Raw genomic sequence first — 24,690 nt, forward strand, 5'->3', positions numbered from 1 at the left:
TTGGCCATCGCGCCAAGCCTGCTGTGGGCACAGCCTTTGATTGAAGTACACGACACCATCGCTGGCGCCAAGGCCCCCCAACAAGTGGCCCTGACGCTCGATGCATGCACCGGGGCTTTTGACGACGACTTGATCGAGTTTCTAATTCGTAACCGCATACCCGCCACGCTCTTTGCCACCAAGCGGTGGTTGGTGAACAACCCCCAAGGGGTGGCCATCATCAAAGCGCATCGAGATCTGTTTGACGTGGAAAACCACGGCGAAAACCACATCCCCGCCGTGATCGGGCAAGGCCGTCGGGTCTACGGCATACCGGGTGAGCCCGACCTGTTGCATTTGCGCCGAGAAGTCCAAGAAGGGGCCAAAGCCATCACCGACATGATGGGCATCGCGCCCCGTTGGTACCGAGGCGCCACGGCCGAATACGACACCCAAGCCCTGAAAGAAATCAAACAACTCGGATTTGGCATTGCAGGCTTCTCTGTCAATGCCGATGCAGGGGCCACCCTCAGCCAAGCGGCCATTCAAAAGCGGCTGTCACACGTCAAAGGCGGAGACGTCATCATTGCCCACATGAACAAGCCTGCCTCGCAAACCGCTGAAGGCTTGTCGAGCGGTTTGTTGGCGTTGTTACGCCGCGGCTTTGTGTTTGTTCGCCTGGACCAAGTGGATCTGCGCGTGGTCCCCTGAGACTTTCTGGCACGACATGGTTTGACAGACAATGCGCAGTCCTTTTCTCACGCTGGAGCATCCATGACACGCCCTCTGATTCACACCTCTTTGCGCACCTGGCTGGCCATGGCTGCGCTGGGCCTGTGCTTGTCGCAAGCCTGGGCAGGCAAAACACTGGACGCGGTGAAACAACGCGGCCAAGTGGTGTGCGGGGTGAACACGGGCTTGGCGGGCTTTGGGGCCGCCGACAGCCAAGGCAAGTGGAGTGGCATGGACGTGGACGTGTGCCGCGCTGTGGCCGCTGCGGTGCTGGCTGACGCCAACAAAGTGCGGTTTGTGCCCCTGTCCGCCCCACAGCGCTTCACCGCGCTGCAATCGGGCGAGGTGGATGTGCTGTCACGCAACACCACCTTCACACTCACGCGCGATGCGTCGCTGGGCCTGCACCAAACCGCCGTGACGTTTTACGACGGCCAAGCCTTCATGGTGCCTGCTAAAGCCAACCTCAAGAGCGCCAAGCAACTCAAAGGGGCCACGGTGTGCGTGCAATCGGGCACCACCACCGAAAAAAACCTGAGCGACTTTTCGCGCGCCAACAAGCTCGACCTCAAACCCGTGGTGTTTGAAAAATTTGACGCGGCCAACGCGGCCTACTTTGCGGGGCGCTGCAAGGCCTACACCACCGATGCTTCGGGCCTGGCCGCAATCCGCGCCAAAGAAGCCAAGACTCCCAAAGACCATGTGATCTTGCCGGAGCTGATTTCCAAAGAACCGCTGGGCCCCTTGGTGCGCCGCGGTGACGATGAATGGCTGGCGATTGTGAAGTGGACCGTCTACGGCTTGATCGAAGCCGAAGAAGTGGGCATCACCACCGCCAACCTGGAGAGTCTCAAAACCGAGAGCACCGACCCGGTGGTGCTGCGCCTGCTCGGCAAGTCCGACGACACCGGCAAGCTGCTGGGGCTCGACCGCGACTGGTTGGCGCGTGCCATCACCGCTGTGGGCAACTATGGTGAGATGTTCGAGCGTCACCTGGGTGAAAAAACGCCACTCGCCTTGAAGCGCGGCCTCAACGCCCAGTGGAACAAAGGTGGCTTGCAATACGCCATTCCGATTCGTTGAGGCTACGAAGGGCTTAGGGGCTTGGGTGCGTTGACCGGCTCAGGCCAAGTAGTCGTGCACCACCTCACCCAAGGCCAAGGTCAGGTCTGCCACAAAATGCAAACTCGACACCACCTGCAACACCGGCAGCTCAGACACTGGTGCCAGGGCATGGGGATACAAGGCCAGTGAACCGGGGCCACTCCAAGCCCCGTGCAACCTGACCTCGGTGGTGTGGTAGCGCACCAGTTCACAAATGCGCGCTGTGCCGTCGACATGCGGAATGATCTTGAGCAAAAAATTAGGCGCTGCGAGTGAGGCCAACACAGAGGCGGTATCCGCCTCTTGGTGCTTGAACCCCATGGTGGCTTGCGCAATGCGCACCAAGCCGTAGTCCAAGGTGCCAACCAGCGTGTCGATCTCGGTATGCAGCTTGGGACTGGCCAGCTTTTTAGGAAAACCCCACAGCTCGCGCCCACCGGCAATGGGTGGGTGGTCGTTGAGGTACATGGCATGGGCGTAAGAACCGCGCGTGCCGTTCCAGCGCACAGGAATCACTTGACCCGCTTCGGTGTAATGGCCAAAGCCTGTCGAATCGGGCATGCGAATGAATTCAAACTTCACCAGCGGCTCTTCGATTTCCAAGGGTTCGGGCACCACCGCACGCAGCGCCTCCATGTCGGTGCGGTAGGTGATGACCAAAAACTCCCGTTGGGTGAAGCGGTAGGGGCCACGCGGAAAGGCCGGGCTGGTCAGCGGCATGGCAAAGGCATGGGCCTTGATGTCTTGGATGTTCATGACAGCATGGCCTCGCGCAAAGCCATGGGGGCTTCGCTAAAAATGCGCGCGTCCATGAGCTTGAGTTCGGGCGAGATGCAGGGTCGAAACGCCATGCGGGCCAAGATGTCGCGCTCCAAATCGACGCCTGGCGCGATCTCCATCAACTCGGGGCCGGCTGCCGTCAAGCGAAAGACGCAGCGCTCGGTCACATACAACACCGACTGCTGACGCGCTACCGCATCGCTGCCGTTGAAGGTGATTTGCTCGACGGCTGTGACAAACTTGTTCACGTCAGCGTCGCGCGTGATCGTCAACTGGCCACCCACCACCTCGGCCACCAAGTGCCCTGCGCCAAAGGTGCCGACAAACACCACCCGCTGGGTGTTTTGGCTGATGCTGATGAACCCACCCGCGCCAGCCAGATGCCCATTGAATCGGCTCACGTCCACATGGCCCTTGGCATCAACCTGTGCCAGTCCGAGAAATGCAATATCGAGTCCACCGCCATCGTAAAAATCAAACTGGTAGGGTTGATCCAACACGGCCTGGGCGTTGGTGGCCGCACCAAAACTCAAACCGCTGGCAGGCAGCCCACCCACCACGCCGGGCTCTGCCGTCAGGGTCATCAGGTCGACCATGTGTTCTTCTGCCGCAATGTCTGCCAGGCACTCTGGAATGCCCACCCCCAGATTGACGATGTCATGGGCGCGCAGCTCCAGCGCGGCGCGCCGGGCCATGATTTTGCGCACGTTCAAGGGGGTTGCCACATGGGCCATCGGTGGGGCCAGCAGCTCGCCAGAAAACACGGGGCTGTAGGGCTCGGCAAAGGTCTGCATGTGGTGCTCGGGCTTTTCTGCCAACACCACATAGTCCACCAAAATGCCGGGAATGCGCACCTGGCGTGAGGGCAAGGAGCCGGCCTTGGCCAAACGCTCCACCTGCATGATGACGATGCCGCCTGCGTTGTGTGTGGCCATGGCAATCGCCAGGGTGTCCAGCGTGAGCGCCTCTCGCTCCATGCTGGTGTTGCCATCTTCATCGGCAGACGTGCCACGCAGCAAACAGGCGTGAATGGGAAAAGTTTTGTAGTGCAAATACTCCGAACCATTGATGTGCAGCACATCGACCAGCGCACGCAGGCTACAGGCATTGACGCGGCCACCGCCTTGGCGCGGGTCGACAAAAGTGCCCAAGCCCACCTGCGTGATCAGCCCAGGTCGGTGCGCCGCGATGTCGCGAAACAACTGGCTGATCACACCCTGCGGCAGGTTGTAGGCCTCGATCTGATTGGTCAGCGCCAACTGTTGCAGCTTGGGTGCCAAGCCCCAGTGGCCGCCAATCACGCACTGCAACAACCCCGCATGCGCGAGGTGGTTCAGGCCACGGTCTTTGCCATCGCCCTGGCCACCGGCATACACCAGGGTCAGGCCACGGGGACTACCGGGCGGCGACAAGGGGTCTTGCCCCAAAAAGCGTTGCTCCAGCGCGATGGCCAAGCCTTCAGGAAAACCAATGCCAATGAAACCACCGGTGGCCAAGGTGGCACCGTGGGGAATGAGGCGCACCGCCTCTGCGGCCGTCACCACTTTGCTGGCAGGGATGGTGCGGACTCTGGCATCGGCGTGTCGCATGAGGTTGGGGCTCTTTCTGGGTGTGGGCACATCATCGCGACGCGGCATGGCCATGTCTGTGGGGTGGCGAACGGATGAAAAAGTTTGTGCCGTGCATCATCAGCACATGACTTTTTCTATGCTCAAAAACAAAGTGGCCCTCGTCACCGGCGCGTCCTCAGGCATTGGCCGTGCCATTGCTTTGGTGCTGTCGCGCGAGGGTGCCCAGATCGTCGTGTCCGACCTCAACCTGCCGCTTGCAGAAGAAACTGCCACGCTGATTCGGGCGCAAGGCGGTGAGGCATGGGCGGTGACCAGCGATGCTGGCATTGCCCACGCCTGCCACCAACTGGTGCGTGACACCCTGGCGCGCTTTGGCCAACTTGACATTGCCTGCAATTGCGCCGGCATTGGCGGCCCGAGCGCACTGACGGCTGACTATCCGCTAGACGGCTGGGATCGGGTGATTCAGACCAACCTCAGCGGCGTCTTCTATGGCATGCAAGCGCAGATTGCCGCCATGTTGCCTCGGGGCCAAGGCACCATCATCAACATCGCCTCGGTGCTGGGTGCCGTGGGCGGGCCGCGCGCTCCGGCCTATGTGGCGGCCAAGCATGGCGTCATCGGACTGACCCAAACGGCGGCGTGGGAATACGGTGCTTCGGGCTTGCGCATTAATGCGGTGGGGCCGGGCTACATCCACACCCCGATGTTGGAGGCGCTGGAGAACGACCCACCCGCCTATGCAGCGTTGCTGGCCGCACACGCTTTGGGCCGCTTAGGCCGCCCCGAGGAAGTGGCTGAGCTGGTAGCCTGGTTGGCCTCTGACCGGGCATCGTTCGTGACCGGCGCTTTTTACCCGGTGGATGGTGGTTATCTGGCGCGCTGATGCCGCACGGCGATAGGCGCAACACAGCACAAGGACCCTCTGTGAACAAACGCATACTTTTACTTTTGTGCCTGCTGCACGGGCTGTCATGGGGGCAAGTTGCCACAGCCATTGAAGAACCGAGCTACGAAGTGCTTTCGGCTGAAGGCCCCTTCGAGATTCGGCGCTACGCCCCCGTCCTGATTGTAGAGACGGTGGTGGACGGCGACATTGTGGAAGCCTCCAACCGAAGCTTTCGACTGATTGCCGACTTCATCTTTGAAAATAACCCGCTGCCTGAATCGGAGCGTGCAGCAAAAATTGCCTTGACCGTGCCGGTGATCGTGGAGCCCCTCACAACGACAACCCATGTGCTGAGTGCGAACAAATGGCGCATCAAATTTGTGATCTCCAGCCCATACACATCGCCCCCGATTCCTGAGCCCAAGGACATGGCGGTCAGCCTGAGAGAAGTTCCAAGCAAGTACTTTGTGGTCCTCAAGCACTCTGGCTTGAAAAACTCAGCCGAACTTGAAAAGAAAACGAATGAGGCCATTCAATGGGCCACGCAACGATCACTCAAAGTCATCGCAACACCTCAAACATCCAACCGTGATCTGCCCTGGACGCTTCCCATGGTGAGAAGCAATGCGATCTTGATTGAGGTCTCTAACCCCTGACATTTGGGCCGCGCCTAAGTTGGATAAAGGTGGCATGGGTGTCATGACTAAGGGAGGCAGCCAAGGGTGGCGTGCAACGCCACTATCATGCAGCGTCATCGCATGCAACCACCTCCCCTCTCACCCCGCCCCATGCACTGGAACAGCCGCCGCACCCGCGCCCTGATTTACCAAGCCGCGCTCATCGCCGTGTTGCTGGGCGTGGTGGGCTGGTTGCTCAGCAACACGCTCACCAACATGCGTGCGCGTGGCATTCAAAGCGGGTTTGATTTTTTGTGGGACACCGCAGGCTTTGACATTGGCGAGTCGGTGATTCCCTTTGACGCCACCCAGCCCTACTGGCAGGCGTTTGTGGTGGGCTTGCTCAACACCTTGCGCGTGTCGCTGATCGGCATCGTCGCTTGCACGCTGTGGGGCACGCTGTTGGGTATCGGGCGCTTGTCCGGCAACGCCCTGGCGCGAGGCCTGTGCTATGCCTACACCGAGCTGTTTCGCAACATCCCCTTGTTGCTGCAACTCTTCATGTGGTACGTGCTGTTGGTGGAATGGATGCCTGACAGTGACACACCGCTGCATGTGGCCGACCTGCTGTTTTTGAGCAAGAGCGGCCTGACCCTGCCCTGGCTGGTGCACCTGGATGGCCGCTGGCTGTGGGACTTGCCCATCTGGCAAGACGGCAACGTGCTGGGCGGTGCCAGCCTGAGCCCCGAGTTTTTAGCGCTGACTTGGGGCCTGACCTTGTACACCTCAGCCTTCGTGGCCGAGGTGGTGCGCGCAGGCCTGCTGTCGGTGCCCCAAGGGCAAACCGAGGCCGCGCGCAGTGTGGGCCTGTCGCCGTGGCTGACCTTGCGGTTGGTGGTGCTGCCACAGGCCATGCGCCTGATCGTGCCGCCCATGACCAACCAGTACCTCAACCTCATCAAAAACTCGTCGCTCGCCGTGGCCATTGGCTACCCCGACTTGGTGAACATCTCCAACACCGCGCTCAACCAGACTGGTCGTGCGGTGGAGTGCATTGCCTTGGTGATGGCGGTGTACCTGAGCTTGTCGCTGCTGACCGCCGCGCTGATGAACGCCTACAACCGCCGCGTGGCGCTGAAAGAACGGTGATGGCGCAGCCTGCTGAACTGATCGCCGCACGCACCCCGCCCGCCCGACACGGCGGCCTGTGGGCCTGGTGCCAGCGCCACCTGTGGGGCACGCCCGGCAACGCGGTGGTGTCTGTGGTGCTGATCGCCTGGCTGGCGTGGTGCGTGCCACCCGCTATGGAGTGGGGCCTGTGGCACGCGGTGTTTCGCCCCGATGCCGACAGCTGCCAAGCCGTGCGCGGCAGCGGCGCCTGCTGGGGCGTGGTGGCTGAAAAATACCGCTTGATCCTGTTGGGCCGCTACCCGTTTGAGGAACAGTGGCGCCCGGTGTTGGCCACGCTGGCTTTGGTGTTGTTGCTGGTGCTCAGCTGTGTGCCGGCGTGCTGGAAGCGTGGTTTGGCTCTGGCATGGGCCGGCGTGTGGCTGCTGTTTTTTGGCTTGATGGGTGGCGGCAATTGGTGGGGCGTGCCCACGGGCTTGAGCGCCGTGTCGACCGACCAGTGGGGCGGCCTGCCGCTGACTTTGATGCTGGCCAGCTTGTCCATCGGCCTGGCGTTTCCGCTGGGGGTGCTGGTGGCGCTGGGGCGGCAAAGCCAGATGCCCGCCATTCGCAGTGTGTGCATCACCTACATCGAGTTGGTACGCGGTGTACCGCTGATCTCGGTGCTGTTCATGGCCAGCTTCATGTTTCCATTGCTCATGCCCACAGGCACCTCACCCGATGTGCTGCTGCGGGTGTTGGTGGGCATCACCTTGTTCTCGGGGGCGTACACCGCCGAAATTGTGCGCGGCGGCTTGCAAGCCATTCCACGGGGGCAGCTGGAAGCCGCTGCCACACTGGGCCTGGGCTATTGGCAAACGCAACGCTTGGTGGTGTTGCCGCAAGCCCTGGCGCATGTGGTGCCGGGCCTGATGAACAACTTCATCGCCATCTTCAAAGACACATCGCTGGTGACCATCGTGAGCTTGTACGAGCTGTCGGGTTCACTCGGGCTGGCGGTGCAAGGCGACCCGAACTGGCGGCCTTTCAAGATCGAAGGCTACCTGTTCATCACGCTGATTTACTTTGTGTTTTGCTTGAGCCTGTCGCGCTACAGCCTGTGGGTTGAACGCCAGGTGTCACACCGTTGACCCCCAAGGAGTGCCCTGTGGCCGACCCCATCATCCGTTTCGACCAGGTCAACAAATGGTTTGGCGACTTTCATGTGCTGCGCGACATCAACCTAGAGATTGCACGCGGCGAACGCGTGGTCATCTGCGGCCCATCCGGCTCGGGCAAGTCGACCCTGATCCGTTGCATCAACCGTTTGGAAGAACACCAAGAAGGCCGACTGGAAGTGGCAGGCATTGAACTGCGCGATGACGTCAAAGCCATCGAGCAAGTGCGCCGCCAAGTGGGCATGGTGTTTCAGCAGTTCAACCTGTTTCCGCACCTGAGCGTGCTCGACAACCTGACCCTCTCGCCCATCTGGGTGGGCCAACTCTCACCCGCCCAAGCACGTGAGCGTGCCATGCAGCAACTTGAGCGTGTGCGCATTGCCGAGCAAGCGCACAAGTTTCCGCTGCAACTCTCAGGCGGCCAACAGCAACGCGTGGCGATTGCGCGCGCGCTGTGCCTGACGCCACAGATCATGTTGTTTGACGAACCGACCTCGGCCCTCGACCCCGAGATGGTGCAAGAGGTGCTGGACGTGATGGTGAACCTGGCCGAGCAAGGCATCACCATGCTGTGCGTCACCCACGAGATGGGTTTTGCGCGGGCCGTGGCCGACCGCGTGATCTTCATGGACCAGGGCCAGATCGTCGAGCAAGCCCCGCCTGCGGTGTTCTTTGACCAACCACAGCACCCGCGCACCCAGGCGTTTTTGGCCAAGGTGATTGGGCACTGAGCCTGACCCTTTGGCCTAACCGCTTGGCCTAACCGCTTGGCCTTGCAGCTTCGCCCTACAGCTTGGCAATCGACACCTCGGTCGACTTGACCAAGGCCACCACCTCTGAGCCGACCACCAAGGCCAGGTCGTCGACCGAACGCGTGGTGATGACCGAGGTGACGATGCCCCAAGGGGTCTCCACATCGATCTCTGAGACCACATCCCCACGGATGATTTCACGCACCTTGCCTTTGAATTGGTTGCGTACGTTGATGGCTTGAATGGACATGGGTTTCTCCTTGAAAGTCCGTTTTGAAAAATTTTTAAATCGCCCAACGCACATGCTGCGCAGGCAGGCCCGGCCAGTCGTTGGCTGGGGTGGGTGCGTGGGCTTCGTTGGCCGCTTCGGTGTCGGGGTGTTGCAGCACACGGTCGAGGATGCGTTTTTCCAACGCCGCAAAGCGCGCGTCGCCGCGTGAGCGCGGACGCGGCAAGTCGATGCGTTCGTCCAGCGCAATGGCACCGTCTTCGATCAAGATCACGCGGTCGGCCAAGGCCACCGCCTCTTGCACGTCGTGCGTCACCAACAAGGCGGTGAAGCGGTGTTGGCGCCACAGCGACTCGATCAGGGCATGCATTTCAATGCGCGTGAGCGCATCCAGCGCGCCCAGGGGTTCGTCCAGCAGCAGCAAGTGCGGCTGGTGCACCAAGGCGCGTGCCAAGGCCACGCGCTGGCGTTGCCCGCCTGAGAGCTTGGCTGGCCACTCGTGCAAGCGCTCGCCCAGGCCCACCTGGGCCAGCACGCGCCTGGCCGCCTCGCGCTGCGCCTCGGGCAGGCCCAAGGCCACGTTGTCTTGCACGCGCTGCCAGGGCAACAAGCGAGCTTCTTGAAACATGATGCGGGTGTCTTGACGCAGGCCTTGCACCGCATGGCCGTCGATGTGCAACGCGCCCTGGCTGGGTGCTTCGAGCCCGGCGATCAAACGCAGCAAGGTGCTCTTGCCGCAACCGCTGCGGCCCACCACGGCGACAAACTCGCCGGGCTCAATGTGGAGTTCGGTGTGTTGCAGCACTTGGCGTGTGCCATAGCGCTTGCCCACGTTGTGCAGGCTCAAGCGCACGCCGCCGCTGGCGTGCGTGCGGGTGTGAAGGGAGGTGGTGTGTGTCATGCTGAGCTCGGGGTTCATTGGTAACCGGGGTGCCAGCGCAGCCAATAGCGCTCCAGACCTTTGGCAAACAGGTCTGCCAATTTGCCCAGGATGGCGTAGAGCAAGATGCCCACCAGCACCACATCGGTTTGTAAAAATTCGCGCGCGTTCATGGTCAGGTAGCCAATGCCCGCTTGCGCCGAGATGGTCTCGGCCACGATCAAGATCACCCACATCAGCCCGAGCGAGAAACGCAGGCCTACCAAGATGGACGACAAGGCACCGGGCAAGATGATCTGGCGGTACAGGCCCCAGCGCGTCAGGCCGTAGGTGCGGCCCATCTCAATCAAACCCGGGTCCACATTGCGGATGCCGTGGAAGGTGTTGATGTAGATCGGAAAAAACACCGCTACCGCAATCAAGAACAGCTTGGCGGTCTCGTCGATGCCAAACCACAAGATGACCAGCGGGATCAGGGCCAGCGCCGGGATGTTGCGCACCATCTGGATGGTCGAGTCCAGCAGCGTCTCGCCCCAGCGCACCGAGCCAGTGAACAAGCCCACGGCCAACCCCAAACCACCGCCCACCGCCAGCCCCAGTAAGGCACGCCCGGCGCTGATTTGCACATGGGTCCACAACTCGCCCGACTCGGCCAGCCCCCAGGCGGCTTGCAACACCGCCCACGGCGCGGGCAGCACGCGCACCGAGATCCAGCCCTGCAACGACGAGAGTTGCCACAGGCTGATCAACAGCACAGGCACCAGCCAAGGCAGCAAGCGCTGCCCCAGCGCTGCGGCCACGTCGCGCAAACGCTGCCAAGGGAGCCAGGGTGCTTGAGACCCTGTGTACCAGTTGGCTTGCAACAGGCCCGACTCCATGCGGCACAGGGCTTCGAGTTGGGGGTCGTGCGAGGCAGACATCACGCGCCCTTTCAACTTTGCGCCACGCGCTGCTGCGCGGGCACGAGGTGGTTGGCCATGACTTCACCAAACGGGCTGACCAAGTTGACTTGGCTCGCACTGTGTGGGCTGGTTTGAGGGTTCAGGTCCAGGTGTGGGAACACCAACTCGGCGAAACGGTAAGTCTCTTCCAGATGCGGGTAGCCTGAGAGCACAAAGGTGTCGGCACCCAAGGCCTCGTACTCTTTGAGGCGACGTGCAATCGTCTCGCCATCGCCCACCAAGGCGGTGCCCGCACCACCGCGCACCAAGCCCACGCCCGCCCACAGGTTGGGGCTGATTTCGAGTTGGCTGCGGTTGCCGCCGTGCAGCGCGCGCATGCGGCGCTGGCCTTCCGAGTCCATGCTGGCTAGGCCCACTTGCGCTTTGGCAATGGTGGCGTCGTCGAGGTGCTTGATCAAATCGTCGGCGGCGGCCCAGGCCTCCTCGTTGGTTTCGCGCGGGATCACATGCAGGCGCACACCGAGCTTGACGGTGCGCCCGTGCTTGGCTGCGCGCGCACGGATGTCGTTGAACTTTTTCTCCACCTCGGCCGGTGGCTCACCCCAGGTGAGGTAAAGCTGCGTTTTTTCGGCCGCCAAGTCGTGCGCTGCGTCGGACGAGCCGCCAAAGTAAATCGGCGGGTGCGGGCGCTGCACGGGCGGAAACAACTGGCGTGCGCCTTTGACCTTCAAGTGCTTGCCTTCAAAGTCGACCGTCTCGCCAGCGAGCACGCGGGTCCAAATCTCCAAGAACTCACGGGCATGCTCGTAGCGTTCGTCGTGGCTCAAGAAGGTGCCATCGGCCTCCAAGTCGCTGCTGTCGCCACCGGCCACCAGGTTCACCAACAAGCGGCCTTCGCTCAAGCGGTCAAAGGTGGCGGCTTGGCGTGCCGCCACGGTGGGCGACATGATGCTGGGGCGCAAAGCCACCAAGAACTTCAGGCGCTGGGTGACGGGAATCAAACTGGCCGCCGCAATCCACGGGTCTTCGCACGAACGCCCGGTGGGCAGCAACACACCGCCGTAGCCCAGCTTGTCGGCGGCTTGGGCAATTTGCTTCATGTAGTGGTGGTCGACCGCGCGTGCGCCCTCTGAGGTGCCCAGGTAGCGGCCATCGCCGTGCAGGGGAATGAACCAAAAAATATCCATGTGACGTACTCCAAAAAAATAAAACAGTGAATCGGTGAATCAGGAAATCAACTTGTCAACCAAGCCCCAAGTCGCTGTGGCCCTAATGCGCAAAGCGCCACACCAGGTCGGCCACCTGGACGGGTTTGGGAATCAGCGCCAGCCGGGCAAAGGCATCGGCCACGGCTTGTTGGTCGCGCACGGTGCTGGCGTTCAAGGGCCCCACCGGTGAGCGCGGGCGACGCTTCAAGAAAAGGCTGACCACGCCCGCGTCCAAGCCACTGAAGTCGGCAATGAGCTTGATGGCCTCGGGGCGGCGCTCTTGCACAAAGCGGTCGGCCCGGCTGAGTTCTTCAAACAACAGTGACACCACACCGGGGTGCTGCGTGGCCAATGCGGTGGACGACAGGTAGAACGAGTTGTTGCTCGACAAGCCCTGCCCCGTGGTGAGCACGCGTGTGAGCACCGCCAATTCGGTGGCGGCATAGAACGGGTCCCAGATGGCCCACGCATCCACGCTCTTGCGTTCAAACGCGGCACGCGCATCGGCAGGCGTGAGGTAGATGGGCTGGATGTCGCGCCACTGCAAACCGGCTTTTTCCACCGCACGCACCAGCAGGTAGTGCGCGCTGGAGCCTTTTTGCAAAGCCACTTTCTTGCCCTTCAAATCGGCCAAGGAATGAACGGGTGCGTCTTGCAACACCAAGATCGCGGAGCTTTCAGGTTTTGCGGGCTCAGCCCCCACATAAAAGAGTTCTTTGCCTGCGGCTTGGGCGAACACGGGGGGCGAGTCACCCGTCAAACCAAACTCCAAGGCACCGACCGACAAGGCTTCGAGCAACTGAGGCCCTGCGGGGAATTCGATCCACGACACCTTGGTGTAGGGCAAGCGTTTTTCCAGCACGCCCTGCTGCTTGAGCACCACCAGGTTGACGGCTGATTTTTGGTACCCAATGCGCAACTGTTCAGGCGCTTTGAGGGGCTGTGACTTGGCTTGCGCGTGCACAGGCGCTATGGCAAACGGCGCGGTCAGCCCCCAGGCTGCGGCCGACACGGCCGGCAGCTGCAAGAGTTGTCGCCGCTGGGGCTCTGCAAAAGTTGGATGTGACATGGTGTGGCTCCTTGTGCGGTGTGCGGCTTCAGCCCAGATTCACCGGGGCAGCGTGTAAGAGGTTGAGCTTTTTAGGAATCAACTTCAACTCAAAGAAGGTGTCGGCAATGGCCTGTTGCTCGTTCAAGATGGCTTGCGTCACGGGTGCAGTGCCATAGGCCGCGCGGCCCACAAACACCTCGGTGATGCGCTTGTCCAAACCCAGCACTTGCGCCAACTCGGTGGCGGCGGTGTCTTTGTGGTTGGCGATCCAGGTGTCGATGTGGTTCACCTCTTCGATGGCGATGCGCAACACATCGCTGTGGTGCGTGGCGTAGTCGCGTGAGCTGAAGTAGTACAGGCGGTTGTGGGCCACGCCTGTGGCGTCTACCAACAACTGGGCATCGAGTGTCTTTTGGGCGGCGGCCAAGAACGGGTCCCAGATGATCCAGGCGTCGACCACGCCTTTTTCGAACGCGGCCCGTGCGTCGGGCGGGGGCAGAAACACCGACTGCACGTCGCTGTATTTGAGGCCATGCTTCTCCAGCAACTTGACCAGAAAGTACTGCACGTTGGAGCCTTTGTTGTAGGCGATGCGTTTGCCTTTGAGGTCGGCCACGGTCTGGATGGGCGAGCCCTTGGGCACGATCACGGCTTCCAGGCGCGGACGTGGCACAGTGGCACCGGCATACACCAGTGGCGCACCGGCGGCCTGGGCAAAGATGGGCGGCGCTTCGCCCACATCGCCAAAGTCAATCGCGCCCACGTTGAGGGCTTCGAGCTGCACTGGGCCAGCGTTGAACTCGGTCCAGGTGACGGCCACGCCCAACGGGGTGAGGCGTTTTTCCAAAGTGCCACGTGCTTTGAGGATGGAGAGCCAGCCTTTTTGGTGGCCGATGCGCAAGGTGCGCACAGGGGCTTTTTGGGCCCAGGCCGCCAGCGAGCTGGTCAAGGTGGCGCTGGCGGCTGTGGCGGCCAACAGTTGTCGGCGGGTGAGGTGTTTGGCAAATGTCATGGATGTCTTTCAAGCGGTGCAGGCAAGGCTTCGCCCTGACCGCTGCACAGCGGTTTCAAAAATCAAATGAGGTGAGAGGTGCTGGGCGCTAGATGCGCGCCCAGCAGGGAGCGTCAGACACTACATCGCACTTGCGAGAAAGGCACGGGCGAAAAGCGCCCGGCGTTGGAGAACGTGCGCCACAGCTTGTCGTCGACCAGGCTGTTGACGGCCTCGTCCAAACGGGCCGAGATGTCTGGGGCGATGGTGTAACCCTCTTCAGGGTTGAGCACCACCTGCGCATCGGTGGCGTAGATGCCGGGCAAGATGCTTTTGGCACCGAGCGACTGCAACACCGGGCGCAGCGCGTAGTCGAGCGCCAGCATGTGGTGTGGGCTGCCACCGGTGGCCAGTGGCAACACGGTTTTGCCTTTGAGGGCGTCTTGCGGCAGAACATCCAGAAACACTTTCAGCACACCGCTGTAGGCCGCCTTGTACACCGGCGTAGCCACCACCAACACATCGGCTGCGGCCACTTGGGCCGTGGCTTGTAGCACCGACGGGTGGCTGAAGTCGGCCAGCAGCAGCGCCTGGGGCGACAAGTCCCGCACCCGCAACTCACTGACCTGGGCACCGCGCAGACTCAAACGCTCGCCCACGGCTCTGAGCAAGGCCGCCGTGCGCGAACGCTCTGACGGACTGCCTGCAATCAACAACACAGACATGATGGGCACCTTACTTTTTGAGGTAAATCTGATCGAAGTTGCCGCCATCGGCAAAGTGGTCTTTGTCGGCTTTGGTCCAGCCGCCAAAGGCTTGGTCGATGGTGAACAAAGGCAGCTTGGGCAACTGCTTGACGTACTTGGCCTGGGCCTTGGGCGAGATGGGGCGGTAGAAGTTTTTGCCCGCAATGTCTTGACCTTCGTCGGTGTAGAGGTAGTTCACATACGCCTCGGCCACTTTGCGTGTGCCTTTGCGGTCCACGGTTTTGTCCACCACCGTCACTGGGGGTTCGGCCAAGATGCTGAGGGACGGGTAGACGATGTCGACCTTGTTGCCAAATTCTTTTTCCAGCAGGTGCGCTTCGTTCTCCCACGAGATGAACACATCGCCCTGGTTGCGTTGCGCAAAGGTGATGGACGAGCCGCGTGCGCCAGTGTCGAGCACGGGCACGTTTTTGTAGAGCTGGGCCACAAAGTCTTTGGCTTTGGCGTCACCGCCGTATTTGCGTTTGGCAAATTCCCACGCGGCCAAGTAGTTCCAGCGTGCGCCGCCCGAGGTTTTGGGGTTGGGCGTGATCACGCTGATGCCGGGCTTGACCAGGTCGTCCCAGTCTTTGATGCCTTTGGGGTTGCCCTGGCGCACCACCAACACGATGGTGGAGGTGTAAGGCGACGAGTTGTGGGGCAAGCGCTTTTGCCAGTCGGCAGGAATGAGCCCGCCGTTTTTGACCAAGGCATCGATGTCACCCGCCAGCGCCAGCGTGACCACGTCGGCGTCGATGCCGTCGATCACCGAACGCGCTTGTTTGCCCGAACCACCGTGCGACTGCTTGATGCTCACGTCTTGGCCGGTCTGGGCTTTCCAGTGTTTGGCGAAAGCGGCATTGAACTCGACATACAGCTCGCGGGTGGGGTCGTATGACACGTTGAGCAAGCTCACGGGTGCAGGCGTTTGTGCAGATGTTTGGGCCGAAGCGATGCCAGCCACGGCCAATAAGCCAAGCGCTGCCAAGGTGGAGAAAAAGTGTTTGCGTTGAATCATGGGGATCTCTTTGGAATGCATCGAAAATTGCGATGGATGGATTCTGTGAGCCCGTGCTTGAAAAGGGAACGACAGAGTTCTCAGTTCTAAATTACCCAAACATCTAAGCCCCATGCACACCGTGTTGTTCAAGCCCGCTCATGCCTGGCAGGCCTGGTCCATGGCCTTGCGCCCGGCCAGCTTGGTGTTGGCCATCGGGCCGGTGTGGGTGGGTGCTGCGGTGGCTTTTTTTCACACGGGTGAACTGCCAATAGGGCTGACGGCAATGGCATTGCTGGCGGCCTTGCTGATGCAGGCCATCACCAATTTGCAAAACGATGTCGGGTTCACTGCGCGCGGCTGCGCCGAGGTGGGACAGCATGTGGGCTTGCCACGCGCCACCGCACAGGGTTGGATCAGCGTGAGACGTGTGCGCTGGGTCCTTGGCGTGTTGTGCGCGGTGGCCACCAGCTTGGGCCTGGTCTTGGTGACGCAACGCGGTTGGGTGGTGCTGGCCATTGGCGTGGCGTCGTTGCTGGCGGCCTTGGCCTACATGGGTGGGCCCAAACCCATTGCCTACACCCCATGGGGTGAGTTGACGGTGTGGGTGTTTTTTGGCTGGGTGGCGGTGCTGGGCACCGAGTGGTTGCTGTCCAACCAAGTGACGGCGCTCGGCGCATGTGCGGCGGCGGCAGTGGGCAGTGTGTCGGCGGCGGCCTTGGCCGTGAACAACCACCGTGACATGGCGCATGACCGCTTGGTGGGTCGCCACACCCTGGCGGTGTGGCTGGGTGCGGCAGCGTCTGCGCGCATGCTGCACCTGTGGCTGCTATTGCCGTTTGTGATGTGTGGCGTGATGTGGGCCATCACCCAACGCGCAGGCTTGCTGTTGCCACTGATGGGTTTACCTCATGCCATGAGGCTCATGCGCCGCTTGCCCCGCTGCACCTCGGGTGCCGACTTCAACGCCTTGTTGTTTGGCGTGTTTCGCACCGAGCTGGCGTATGCCACGGCGCTGTCGGGTGCGCTGGTGGGCGTCAAGCTGCTGAGTGCTTGAACACCCTCACCTCGCGCTTGCCGTCAAGCCCCTCAGCAGCAGCTCCCGCCCGCGCCTTGTGCGCAGCAGGCTTTGCTGTCGGGCACGCCCAGCTTGCGCAAGAAAAAGCCCATCGGGCACATGTTGGTGAAGCCGAACTGAAACAAGTTCAAGCCCACAAACGCGGTGAAGGCCAAGAACCAAGGGCTCACAAAGATCGGACTTTGTTCGACACCCAGGGCCAACGAGGCCATGATGAAAAAACCTGCGATCACACGGATATAACGCTCAACAGTCATGACAGACTCCTTTTAAAAAATCACACCGCGACATGGCGCTTGCGGTACAGCGCGTAATACAGCACCGGAATCACCACCAAGGTGAGCAAGGTGGAGACCAAGATGCCGAAAATCAAGGACACGGCCAAGCCGTTGAAGATGGGGTCATCCAGGATGAAGAAGGCGCCGATCATGGCGGCCAAACCCGTCAAGGCAATGGGTTGCGCGCGCACTGCAGCGGCAGACACCACGGCTTGCTCAAAGCGCATGCCCTGCGCCACTTGAAGTTCAATGAAGTCGACCAGCAAAATTGAGTTGCGCACGATGATGCCGGCCAGCGCGATCATGCCGATCATGGACGTGGCCGTGAACTGCGCACCCAACAAGGCGTGGCCCGGCATGACGCCAATAAGGGTCAAGGGAATCGGCGCCATGATGACCAAGGGCGTGCGGTAGCTCTTGAACTGCGCCACCACCAAGAGGTAAATCAAGATCAGGCCCACGCCGTAGGCAGCGCCCATGTCGCGGAAGGTCTCGTAGGTGATTTGCCACTCCCCGTCCCACTTGATGGCGTATTGGCGGTAGGTGTCGGTGGGTGCTTGGATCCAGTACTCGGCCAACTCACCCGTGCCAGGCAAAGCCGCTTCACGCAGGTGGGGGCGAATGGCAAACAGGCCATACAACGGTGAATCCAATGTGCCCGCCATGTCACCCAGCACATAGCTCACACCCTTGAGGTCTTTGCTGAACAGAGGCTTGTCAATCACGTCGCGCTCGATGCGCACCAGCTCAGACACGGGCACCAAACGCCCGTTGCTGGCACGCACAGACAAGGCCAGCAGGTGGTCCAAGCCCACTTGCGATTCACGCGGCAATTGCAAGCGCACGGGCACAGGGTATTTGCTGTGGTCGTCGTGCAGATACGTTGCATCTAAACCCGAGAGCGCACCTTGCACGGTTTGCGCAAGAGAAGCCACTGACACGCCCAAGGTCTCGGCGCGTTGGCGCAGCACCACCAAGTGGGCACGCGGTGCGTCTTCTTTCAAGGTGGTGTCGATGCCCACGATGTCAGCCGTCTGGCCAAAGGCTGTGGCGATGCGACGCGCCAAGGCTTGACGCCCGGCTTCGTCGGGCCCATAGACCTCGGCCACCAAGGGGCTCATGACCGGCGGGCCCGGCGGCACTTCGACCAGCTTGATGCGCGCGCCGTGGGCTTTGGCAATGGCTTCAAGCGCGGGGCGCAGGCGCTGCGCGATGGCGTGGCTTTTTTCGCTGCGGTGGTGTTTGTCCACCAGGTTGACTTGCAAGTCGCCCATCTCCACCTCAGAACGCAAGTAGTACTGACGCACCAAGCCGTTGAAAGTGATGGGGCTGGCCGTGCCGGCATAGCCTTGCAGGTCGCGCACCTCGCGCTGTTGGGCCAAGTGGGCCCCCAGGGCATGCAAGGCGGCAGCGGTGTTCTCCAGCGGTGTGCCTGCCGGCATGTCGACCACCAGTTGGAACTCGCTCTTGTTGTCAAAGGGCAGCATCTTGAGCACCACCCACTGCACCGCCGTCAGCCCCACCGACAGCATGAGTGCGACCACGATGCCCGCCAACAACTGCCAACGCTTTTTAGCGCTGTGTAAAAACGGGGTGAGCACACGGCTGAACAAGGCATCGAGCTTAGGCTTAACACCGCCTGTGGCAGGCTGATTTGCGTGCGTTGCGTGGCTGTGCGCGCTGCGCATCAGCTTCAAGGCCAACCAAGGGGTCACCGTGAAGGCAATGGCGAGGGAGATGGCCATGCCCAGGCTCGAATTGATGGGGATGGGGCTCATGTAGGGGCCCATCAGGCCCGACACAAAAGCCATGGGCAGCAAGGCCGCAATGACGGTGAGCGTGGCCAAGATGGTGGGGCCGCCCACTTCGTCCACCGCCACAGGAATGATCTCGTGCAGTGGTTTGTTCGGATGCAGGCCTTGGTGGCGGTGGATGTTTTCCACCACCACGATGGCGTCGTCCACCAAGATGCCAATCGAGAAGATGAGCGCAAACAGCGACACGCGGTTGAGCGTGAAGCCCCAGGCCCAACTGGCAAACAAGGTCGCGGTGAGGGTGAGGATGACAGCGCTGCCCACAATCACCGCTTCGCGGCGACCGAGCGCCAAGCCCACCAGCAAGATGACCGAGCCGGTGGCAAAGGCCAACTTTTGGATGAGCTTGTTGGCTTTTTCGGCGGCGGTCTCGCCGTAGTCGCGCGTGACCGACACCTGCACGCCATCGGGGATGAGGGTGTTGCGCAAGGCGTCGACACGGGCACGCACCGCACGCGCCACATCAACCGCGTTTTCACCGGGCTTTTTGGTGACGCTCAGGGTCACCGCCGGATAGACCTGGCCGGTGGCCGCCTGGGTTGACGCACTGGATGCGCTGTCGCTTACGGCCAACGCAGCCGCACCGGGGGTGAACCACACATAGCGCTGGGGCAGTTGCGCACCCGCCTCCACCCGCGCGACTTCGCGCAGATAGATGGGCTTGCCTTGGGAGGTGCCCACCACGAGGTCGGCCACGTCGTCGGCCGTGCGTAAAAACTCACCGGCTTGCACGGTCAGCATGTGTCCATTAGCCGATTCGTTGCCCGACCCATTTCCCGAGCGGGTGTCAATCACACTGCCCGCTGGCATGGCCAGGTTGGCAGCGCGCAAAGTGGCTTGCAAACTCAACACATCCAAGCCTCGGTCGCGCAAGCGCACCGGGTCCAGCCAGACATGGATGGCACGGCCCGGACCCCCGATGGTTTGCACCTCGCGCGTGCCAGGCACCGCTTTGAGTTCGGTCTCCAAGCTTTGTGCGACCAACGCCAAGTCCACAGCCGGGGCGCTGTCAGGGCTCCAGAGGGTCAGTGCCAACACCGGTACATCGTCAATGCCTTTGGGTTTGACGATGGGGGGCAAGGTACCCAGGTCGCGTGGCAACCAGTCTTGGTTGGCATTGAGCACGTCGTACAAACGCACCAAGGCCTCGGTGCGTGGCACACCCACTTTGAACTGCACCGTCAGCACCGCCACGCCGGGGCGCGACACCGCGTAGGTATGTTCTACGCCGGCAATTTGGCTCAGCACTTGCTCTGCCGGTTTGGCCACCATGTTCTGCACATTGACGCTGCTCGCCCCTGGGAAGGGAATCAGCACATTGGCCATGGTGACGTTGATTTGCGGCTCTTCTTCACGCGGCGTGACGAGCACGGCAAACAGGCCAAGCAAGAGCGCCACCAAGGCCAGCAAAGGCGTGAGCGCATTGGCCTGAAAAGCCGCTGCAATACGACCCGACACACCGAGGGTTTGAGAGTCTGATGGCTGTGGGTGCATGACCTGGCCTTATTTGTTGGCGCCAGAGGCAGGAACGGTGGCTTCGGGTTGTGCGCCCAGCAAGCCCGCTTGCACAGGGTCCACGGCCACGCGGTCTTGCGGCAGCAAACCCGCCAACACCTCGACTTGACCTTGCCCTAAGTTGCTGCCCAAACGCACCACACGCATGACAAAACCAGAGCCGCCGGCCACATACACCGCAGTGAGTTCGCCACGGCGCAACACAGCCGTTGCAGGCAGCGTGATGCGCTGGCTGGCGCCACCCACAAAGCGCACGCGCACTTGCTGACCCGGCACCCAAGCTGCGCCGGGCATGTTGGGCACATCCAAGCGCCATTGCAGGGTTTGCGACAAGGCGTCGGCGGCGGGCAGCAACTGCTGGGCGATGGGTTGGACCCATTCGCCCCCACTTGACGTGGGTTGTTGCACCTCGACCTGTGTGGCCGCACGTGTGCTGGCCAGTTGCGAGACGCCCACACGCACCACCACGCGGTAGGCCGTGGGCGCATACATGCTCAGCAGCGGCTTGCCAGGCACGGCCAAATCACCCGCTTGCACCAGGGTGTCCGACACATAGCCATCGTAAGGCGCGGTGACACGGGTGAACTCTTGCGACAAGGCCGACTGACGCGTCCCCGCACTGGCTTGGTCACGCCCAGCTTGGGCGGCTTTGAGCTGCAATTCTGCGGTGTCGAGTGCCGCTTGGCTGACAAAGCCCTTGGCTTGCAAATCACGGGTGCGCGACACATTCAATTGCGCGTTGCGCAACTCCGAGTCGCTTTGCACCCACTGGGCCTGGCTGCGTTGTACGCCGGTTTGGGTTTCGCGGTCGTCCACCGTGGCCAACAGTTGCCCCGCTTTGACATAGTCGCCCGCCTTGACCACCAAGGCCGACACACGGCCTGACACTTGCGCTGACACCAAACTTTGCTTGATGGGTTCCACCACACCGTCGATCTCAACACCGGTTGCCACCGACTTTGGGCCTGCGGTGACCACCGGCACACGCACAGGGTCTGCGGCCCAGGCATTTGCTAACGCGCCAGCCAAGCTCAACGTGACAAACCATCGGTGGGTCCATGAGGGGTTCAACATGTGATCTCCTTGGCGTTGATGCCGCAAAACTGTGTGTACAGAACCTGCATGACATGCAAAGCGATGTCACTGTTGATTTGGTAATAAATGTTTTTGCCTTCACGGCGGGTGCTGACCAACTGTTCATCGCGCAACACACCGAGTTGTTGCGACAAGGTCGGCTGCACGATGCCCAACAAGGCTTCCAGCTCACTCACGCAGTGCTCACCCTGTGCCAGCTGGCACAACAGCATCAAGCGGTCGGCGTTGGACAAGGTTTTCAACAAGCGGCACGCCTGGTTGGCCGAGACGCGCATGGCACTCAAATCGATGGTGGCAGGAGTTGACATAGGTCACCTTTAAATCATCAACTAATAATATATCACAATATATATTGTTTATTGGTGAATTAATCGCTGGCGCAGCCAAGCTCGCGCGAGCGCCTAGACTATGAACAAGCAAAGGAGTTGTATGCAACGCTGTCCCTGGTGCGAGGGCTTTGACCTCTACCGCCACTACCACGACACAGAGTGGGGCGTGCCCCTGCGCAATGACGCAGCTCTGTTTGAACTGATCAACTTGGAGGGCGCGCAAGCAGGCCTGTCGTGGTCCACGGTGCTCAAGAAACGCGAGAACTACCGCCTCGCGTTTGACCACTTTGATGCAGAAAAAATAGCGCGCTACGACGCACAGAAAGTGGCTGAGCTGCTGGCTAACCCAGGCATCATCCGCAACCGGTTGAAGGTGGCGGCCACCATCGGCAATGCCAAAGCCTACCTGGCCCTTCAAGCCAGTGGCCAAACCTTCAGCGACTTTGTGTGGCAGTTTGTCGACGGTCAGCCGATTAAGAACCAGCGCCAAAGCCTGAGTGAGGTACCGGCCAAAACCCCCGCCTCAGACGCCATGAGTCGTGCCCTGCTGAAGGCGGGTTTTAAATTTGTTGGCAGCACCATTTGCTATGCCTTCATGCAAGCCTCAGGCATGGTCAATGACCATTTGGTGAGTTGTCACCGACATGCTGCTGTCAAAGCGCATCAGGCTTGATGCAAATCGTAGCGATCGAGATCCATCACTTTGCCCCAGGCTGCCGCGAAGTCATGCACAAAAGCGGGCTGGGCATCGCTGCTTGCATAGACTTCGGCCAGCGCGCGAAGTTGGGCGTTGGAACCAAAAACGAGATCTACCACGGTACCCACCCACTTGAGTTCGCCGGTTGAGCGGTCGCATCCTTCCAACACGCCGTCTGAGGTGGTGGATTTTTGCCATTGGGTGCGCATGTCCAACAGGTTGACGAAGAAGTCGTTACTCAGTACTTCGGGGCGTTGGGTGAACACTCCGTGTGGAGAATTTCCCACGTTGGCATTGAGCACACGCAGGCCCCCGATCAAGACGGTCATCTCTGGCGCCGTCAGTGTCAGCAGATTGGCGCGATCCACCAGCAGCTCTGTTGCTGATTTCTCATAGCCTGGGCGCACGTAGTTGCGAAAACCGTCAGCGATTGGCTCCAGCACCGCAAACGAATCCACATCGGTCTGCGCCTGCGAGGCGTCCATACGTCCGGGCGAGAACGGGACCTTCACCGCGTGCCCCGCCTGTTTGGCCGCGGCCTCCACAGCGGCACATCCGCCTAGAACAATCAAGTCTGCCAGCGAGATTCGCTTGCCACCGGACTGCGCCTGGTTGAAGTCTTTCTGGACACCCTCCAAGGTGTGAAGCACCTTGGCCAATGCAGCAGGTTGGTTGACTTGCCAGTCCTTTTGCGGTGACAGGCGAATGCGGGCACCGTTGGCACCCCCGCGTTTGTCACTGCCGCGAAAGCTAGCGGCGGATGCCCAGGCTGTGCTGACGAGTTGGGAAATGGAGAGCCCACACCCCAGGAGCTGGGTTTTGAGGGTTGCCACATCTGACGCGTCAACCAATACGTGGTTGACCACGGGAATCGGGTCTTGCCACAGCTGAGCTTGTGTGGGCACGAGCGGGCCCAGGTAGCGAGAGACAGGCCCCATGCCGCGGTGCGTGAGCTTGTACCAGGCGTGGGCAAATGCATCGGCAAATTGCTGAGGGTTGGACAAGAAGCGACGGCAAATTTTTTCGTAGATGGGGTCCATCCTCAAGGCCAGATCTGCGGTGGTCATGATCGGGGCATGGCGCTTCGCAGGGTCATGCGCATCAGGCACGGTGCCTGCGGCAGAGGCGTTCTTGGGGGTCCACTGGTGGGCACCTGCGGGGCTGTGGGTAAGCTCCCAGTCGTATTTGAACAAGATGTCGAGGTAGTCGTTGTCCCATCGGGTGGGATGGGTGGTCCACGCGCCTTCAATGCCGCTGGAGATGGTGTGAACACCTTTGCCACTGCCAAAGGTGTTTTTCCAACCCAAGCCCTGCGCTTCAATGCCTGCGCCTTCGGGTTCTGGACCCACATACTGGCGTGGGTCCGCAGCTCCATGGCACTTGCCGAAGGTGTGGCCACCGGCGACCAGGGCCACAGTTTCTTCGTCGTTCATGGCCATGCGCGCAAAGGTCTCGCGGATATCGCGTGCTGAAGCCACGGGGTCGGGTTGTCCGTTGGGGCCTTCTGGGTTCACGTAGATCAAACCCATCTGAACAGCGGCAAGGGGGTTGTCAAGTTGTCGCTCGCCGCTGTAGCGTTGATCGCCGAGCCATTCGCGCTCAGGCCCCCAGTCGATCTCTTCCTCAGGTTCCCAGATGTCTGCGCGTCCACCCGCAAAACCGAGCGTCTTAAAGCCCATGGACTCCAAGGCAACGTTGCCCGCCAGAATGATCAAGTCAGCCCAGGAGAGCTTGGCGCCATAGGTTTGTTTGATGGGCCACAGCAAACGCCGCGCCTTGTCCAAGCTCACGTTGTCGGGCCAACTGTTGAGCGGCGCAAACCGCTGTGCACCTGAGCCAGCACCGCCACGACCATCGCCAATGCGGTAAGTGCCCGCGCTGTGCCACGCCATGCGGATGAAGAACGGGCCATAGTGGCCGTAATCAGCTGGCCACCAGTCTTGAGAGTCTGTCATCAACACATGCAGGTCTTGAATGACCACGTTCAAATCAAGGCTCTTGAACGCCTGGGCGTAGTTGAATGTCGGCGCCATGGGATTGGACAGTGAGTTAGCCCCCTGAAAAACAGTCCCGTTGGTATTCCTTAAACTAACAACTAGGAATACGACTATGGATATGACTATGTCTTCAGCAAGGCCCAATCGGGTTGAGGTGGTCACAAGCGTTCAACG

At 61.0% G+C, this 24,690-nt stretch carries 23 protein-coding genes and 1 pseudogene; 9 read left to right on the top strand and 15 right to left on the bottom strand.

Annotated features, from left to right (window positions below; translation table 11 throughout):
- Positions 1-690: a polysaccharide deacetylase family protein gene (locus B9Z41_RS15015; protein ID WP_158236200.1), complete on the top strand. Its 690-nt coding sequence runs from the start codon at positions 1-3 to the stop codon at positions 688-690.
- 63 nt (positions 691-753) lie between these two features.
- Positions 754-1,794 (top strand): amino acid ABC transporter substrate-binding protein, encoded by a 1,041-nt coding sequence (locus B9Z41_RS15020; RefSeq protein ID WP_100147898.1) that lies wholly within the window; start codon positions 754-756, stop codon positions 1,792-1,794.
- Positions 1,795-1,833: 39 nt separating this feature from the next.
- Here the strand turns inward: B9Z41_RS15020 and B9Z41_RS15025 are convergent, their stop codons facing one another.
- Both B9Z41_RS15025 and B9Z41_RS15030 read right to left on the bottom strand, forming a co-directional pair.
- Positions 1,834-2,571: an acetoacetate decarboxylase gene (locus B9Z41_RS15025; RefSeq protein WP_100147899.1), complete on the bottom strand. Its 738-nt coding sequence runs from the start codon at positions 2,569-2,571 to the stop codon at positions 1,834-1,836.
- A complete protein-coding gene (locus B9Z41_RS15030) occupies positions 2,568-4,238 on the bottom strand; it encodes an acyl CoA:acetate/3-ketoacid CoA transferase (protein WP_369823348.1) in 1,671 nt (556 codons plus the stop codon). The genes B9Z41_RS15025 and B9Z41_RS15030 overlap by 4 nt, the downstream gene beginning before the upstream one ends.
- A 64-nt stretch (positions 4,239-4,302) precedes the next feature.
- On the opposite strand from B9Z41_RS15030, the gene B9Z41_RS15035 reads away from it, so the two are divergent.
- From B9Z41_RS15035 to B9Z41_RS15055, 5 genes are all read left to right on the top strand, one after another.
- The gene (locus B9Z41_RS15035; RefSeq protein WP_100147900.1) at positions 4,303-5,052 is read left to right on the top strand and encodes an SDR family NAD(P)-dependent oxidoreductase; all 750 of its coding nucleotides are present in this window, start codon (positions 4,303-4,305) and stop codon (positions 5,050-5,052) included.
- A gap of 41 nt (positions 5,053-5,093) precedes the next feature.
- On the top strand, positions 5,094-5,711 hold the full coding sequence (locus B9Z41_RS15040; RefSeq protein WP_158236201.1) for a heme-binding protein: 618 nt from the start codon (positions 5,094-5,096) through the stop codon (positions 5,709-5,711).
- An 84-nt stretch (positions 5,712-5,795) separates the two neighbouring features.
- Positions 5,796-6,821 (top strand): amino acid ABC transporter permease, encoded by a 1,026-nt coding sequence (locus B9Z41_RS15045; RefSeq protein WP_369823349.1) that lies wholly within the window; start codon positions 5,796-5,798, stop codon positions 6,819-6,821.
- On the top strand, positions 6,821-7,930 hold the full coding sequence (locus tag B9Z41_RS15050; protein WP_100147903.1) for an amino acid ABC transporter permease: 1,110 nt from the start codon (positions 6,821-6,823) through the stop codon (positions 7,928-7,930). The genes B9Z41_RS15045 and B9Z41_RS15050 overlap by 1 nt, the downstream gene beginning before the upstream one ends.
- Positions 7,931-7,947: 17 nt before the next feature.
- Positions 7,948-8,688 carry an amino acid ABC transporter ATP-binding protein gene (locus tag B9Z41_RS15055; protein ID WP_100147917.1) on the top strand — a complete coding sequence of 247 codons (741 nt, stop codon included), beginning with the start codon at positions 7,948-7,950 and terminating at the stop codon, positions 8,686-8,688.
- A 55-nt stretch (positions 8,689-8,743) separates the two neighbouring features.
- Here B9Z41_RS15055 and B9Z41_RS15060 read toward each other — a convergent pair whose 3' ends face one another.
- From B9Z41_RS15060 to B9Z41_RS15095, 8 genes are all read right to left on the bottom strand, one after another.
- On the bottom strand, positions 8,744-8,959 hold the full coding sequence (locus B9Z41_RS15060; protein ID WP_100147904.1) for a molybdopterin-binding protein: 216 nt from the start codon (positions 8,957-8,959) through the stop codon (positions 8,744-8,746).
- A gap of 34 nt (positions 8,960-8,993) precedes the next feature.
- A complete protein-coding gene (locus tag B9Z41_RS15065; RefSeq protein WP_100147918.1) occupies positions 8,994-9,839 on the bottom strand; it encodes an ATP-binding cassette domain-containing protein in 846 nt (281 codons plus the stop codon).
- A 14-nt stretch (positions 9,840-9,853) separates the two neighbouring features.
- Positions 9,854-10,738: an aliphatic sulfonate ABC transporter permease SsuC gene (ssuC, locus tag B9Z41_RS15070; protein WP_233202721.1), complete on the bottom strand. Its 885-nt coding sequence runs from the start codon at positions 10,736-10,738 to the stop codon at positions 9,854-9,856.
- Positions 10,739-10,749: 11 nt separating this feature from the next.
- Positions 10,750-11,907: an FMNH2-dependent alkanesulfonate monooxygenase gene (gene ssuD, locus B9Z41_RS15075; protein WP_100147905.1), complete on the bottom strand. Its 1,158-nt coding sequence runs from the start codon at positions 11,905-11,907 to the stop codon at positions 10,750-10,752.
- A gap of 82 nt (positions 11,908-11,989) precedes the next feature.
- Entirely contained in the window at positions 11,990-12,997 is a 1,008-nt protein-coding gene (locus tag B9Z41_RS15080) for an aliphatic sulfonate ABC transporter substrate-binding protein (RefSeq protein ID WP_100147906.1), read from the bottom strand.
- Between the two features lie 28 nt (positions 12,998-13,025).
- Positions 13,026-13,991: a sulfonate ABC transporter substrate-binding protein gene (locus B9Z41_RS15085; protein WP_100147907.1), complete on the bottom strand. Its 966-nt coding sequence runs from the start codon at positions 13,989-13,991 to the stop codon at positions 13,026-13,028.
- A gap of 113 nt (positions 13,992-14,104) precedes the next feature.
- Positions 14,105-14,695 (bottom strand): NADPH-dependent FMN reductase, encoded by a 591-nt coding sequence (ssuE, locus tag B9Z41_RS15090; protein ID WP_100147920.1) that lies wholly within the window; start codon positions 14,693-14,695, stop codon positions 14,105-14,107.
- A 10-nt stretch (positions 14,696-14,705) separates the two neighbouring features.
- Positions 14,706-15,734: a sulfate ABC transporter substrate-binding protein gene (locus B9Z41_RS15095; protein ID WP_100147921.1), complete on the bottom strand. Its 1,029-nt coding sequence runs from the start codon at positions 15,732-15,734 to the stop codon at positions 14,706-14,708.
- Between the two features lie 112 nt (positions 15,735-15,846).
- Here B9Z41_RS15095 and menA point away from each other — a divergent pair, with 112 nt between their 5' ends.
- The gene (gene menA / locus B9Z41_RS15100) at positions 15,847-16,770 is read left to right on the top strand and encodes a 1,4-dihydroxy-2-naphthoate octaprenyltransferase (RefSeq protein WP_233202722.1); all 924 of its coding nucleotides are present in this window, start codon (positions 15,847-15,849) and stop codon (positions 16,768-16,770) included.
- A gap of 32 nt (positions 16,771-16,802) precedes the next feature.
- Here the strand turns inward: menA and B9Z41_RS15105 are convergent, their stop codons facing one another.
- Genes B9Z41_RS15105 through B9Z41_RS15120 form a run of 4 tightly spaced genes read right to left on the bottom strand, consistent with a single transcriptional unit; the run spans position 16,803 to position 21,801 of the window.
- Positions 16,803-17,048 (bottom strand): DUF2892 domain-containing protein, encoded by a 246-nt coding sequence (locus tag B9Z41_RS15105; RefSeq protein ID WP_100147908.1) that lies wholly within the window; start codon positions 17,046-17,048, stop codon positions 16,803-16,805.
- A gap of 20 nt (positions 17,049-17,068) precedes the next feature.
- On the bottom strand, positions 17,069-20,377 hold the full coding sequence (locus B9Z41_RS15110) for an efflux RND transporter permease subunit (protein ID WP_100147909.1): 3,309 nt from the start codon (positions 20,375-20,377) through the stop codon (positions 17,069-17,071).
- Between the two features lie 9 nt (positions 20,378-20,386).
- A complete protein-coding gene (locus B9Z41_RS15115; RefSeq protein ID WP_100147910.1) occupies positions 20,387-21,472 on the bottom strand; it encodes an efflux RND transporter periplasmic adaptor subunit in 1,086 nt (361 codons plus the stop codon).
- The gene (locus B9Z41_RS15120) at positions 21,466-21,801 is read right to left on the bottom strand and encodes a helix-turn-helix transcriptional regulator (protein WP_100147911.1); all 336 of its coding nucleotides are present in this window, start codon (positions 21,799-21,801) and stop codon (positions 21,466-21,468) included. The genes B9Z41_RS15115 and B9Z41_RS15120 overlap by 7 nt, the downstream gene beginning before the upstream one ends.
- A 121-nt stretch (positions 21,802-21,922) precedes the next feature.
- Here B9Z41_RS15120 and B9Z41_RS15125 point away from each other — a divergent pair, with 121 nt between their 5' ends.
- Positions 21,923-22,495: a DNA-3-methyladenine glycosylase I gene (locus B9Z41_RS15125; RefSeq protein WP_100147912.1), complete on the top strand. Its 573-nt coding sequence runs from the start codon at positions 21,923-21,925 to the stop codon at positions 22,493-22,495.
- On the opposite strand, the pseudogene katG reads toward B9Z41_RS15125, so the two are convergent.
- A pseudogene (gene katG, locus B9Z41_RS15130) lies at positions 22,486-24,567 on the bottom strand (catalase/peroxidase HPI); the annotation flags it as partial. The gene B9Z41_RS15125 and the pseudogene katG sit on opposite strands and share 10 nt — an antisense overlap.
- Positions 24,568-24,690: the final 123 nt, after the last annotated feature.

This window comes from Limnohabitans sp. JirII-31, from assembly GCF_002778315.1.
Lineage (GTDB): Bacteria > Pseudomonadota > Gammaproteobacteria > Burkholderiales > Burkholderiaceae_C > Limnohabitans.

What these genes read in the sequence shown, in the direction of transcription:
- B9Z41_RS15020 (WP_100147898.1), top strand. Translation starts at nt 754, where the DNA reads ATGACACGCCCTCTGATTCACACCTCTTTGCGCACCTGGCTGGCCATG.
- B9Z41_RS15025 (WP_100147899.1), bottom strand. Translation starts at nt 2,571, where the DNA reads ATGAACATCCAAGACATCAAGGCCCATGCCTTTGCCATGCCGCTGACC.
- B9Z41_RS15030 (WP_369823348.1), bottom strand. Translation starts at nt 4,238, where the DNA reads ATGGCCATGCCGCGTCGCGATGATGTGCCCACACCCAGAAAGAGCCCC.
- B9Z41_RS15035 (WP_100147900.1), top strand. Translation starts at nt 4,303, where the DNA reads ATGCTCAAAAACAAAGTGGCCCTCGTCACCGGCGCGTCCTCAGGCATT.
- B9Z41_RS15050 (WP_100147903.1), top strand. Translation starts at nt 6,821, where the DNA reads ATGGCGCAGCCTGCTGAACTGATCGCCGCACGCACCCCGCCCGCCCGA.
- B9Z41_RS15060 (WP_100147904.1), bottom strand. Translation starts at nt 8,959, where the DNA reads ATGTCCATTCAAGCCATCAACGTACGCAACCAATTCAAAGGCAAGGTG.
- B9Z41_RS15065 (WP_100147918.1), bottom strand. Translation starts at nt 9,839, where the DNA reads ATGACACACACCACCTCCCTTCACACCCGCACGCACGCCAGCGGCGGC.
- ssuC (WP_233202721.1), bottom strand. Translation starts at nt 10,738, where the DNA reads ATGTCTGCCTCGCACGACCCCCAACTCGAAGCCCTGTGCCGCATGGAG.
- ssuD (WP_100147905.1), bottom strand. Translation starts at nt 11,907, where the DNA reads ATGGATATTTTTTGGTTCATTCCCCTGCACGGCGATGGCCGCTACCTG.
- B9Z41_RS15080 (WP_100147906.1), bottom strand. Translation starts at nt 12,997, where the DNA reads ATGTCACATCCAACTTTTGCAGAGCCCCAGCGGCGACAACTCTTGCAG.
- B9Z41_RS15085 (WP_100147907.1), bottom strand. Translation starts at nt 13,991, where the DNA reads ATGACATTTGCCAAACACCTCACCCGCCGACAACTGTTGGCCGCCACA.
- ssuE (WP_100147920.1), bottom strand. Translation starts at nt 14,695, where the DNA reads ATGTCTGTGTTGTTGATTGCAGGCAGTCCGTCAGAGCGTTCGCGCACG.
- B9Z41_RS15095 (WP_100147921.1), bottom strand. Translation starts at nt 15,734, where the DNA reads ATGATTCAACGCAAACACTTTTTCTCCACCTTGGCAGCGCTTGGCTTA.
- menA (WP_233202722.1), top strand. Translation starts at nt 15,847, where the DNA reads ATGCACACCGTGTTGTTCAAGCCCGCTCATGCCTGGCAGGCCTGGTCC.
- B9Z41_RS15105 (WP_100147908.1), bottom strand. Translation starts at nt 17,048, where the DNA reads ATGACTGTTGAGCGTTATATCCGTGTGATCGCAGGTTTTTTCATCATG.
- B9Z41_RS15110 (WP_100147909.1), bottom strand. Translation starts at nt 20,377, where the DNA reads ATGCACCCACAGCCATCAGACTCTCAAACCCTCGGTGTGTCGGGTCGT.
- B9Z41_RS15115 (WP_100147910.1), bottom strand. Translation starts at nt 21,472, where the DNA reads ATGTTGAACCCCTCATGGACCCACCGATGGTTTGTCACGTTGAGCTTG.
- B9Z41_RS15120 (WP_100147911.1), bottom strand. Translation starts at nt 21,801, where the DNA reads ATGTCAACTCCTGCCACCATCGATTTGAGTGCCATGCGCGTCTCGGCC.
- B9Z41_RS15125 (WP_100147912.1), top strand. Translation starts at nt 21,923, where the DNA reads ATGCAACGCTGTCCCTGGTGCGAGGGCTTTGACCTCTACCGCCACTAC.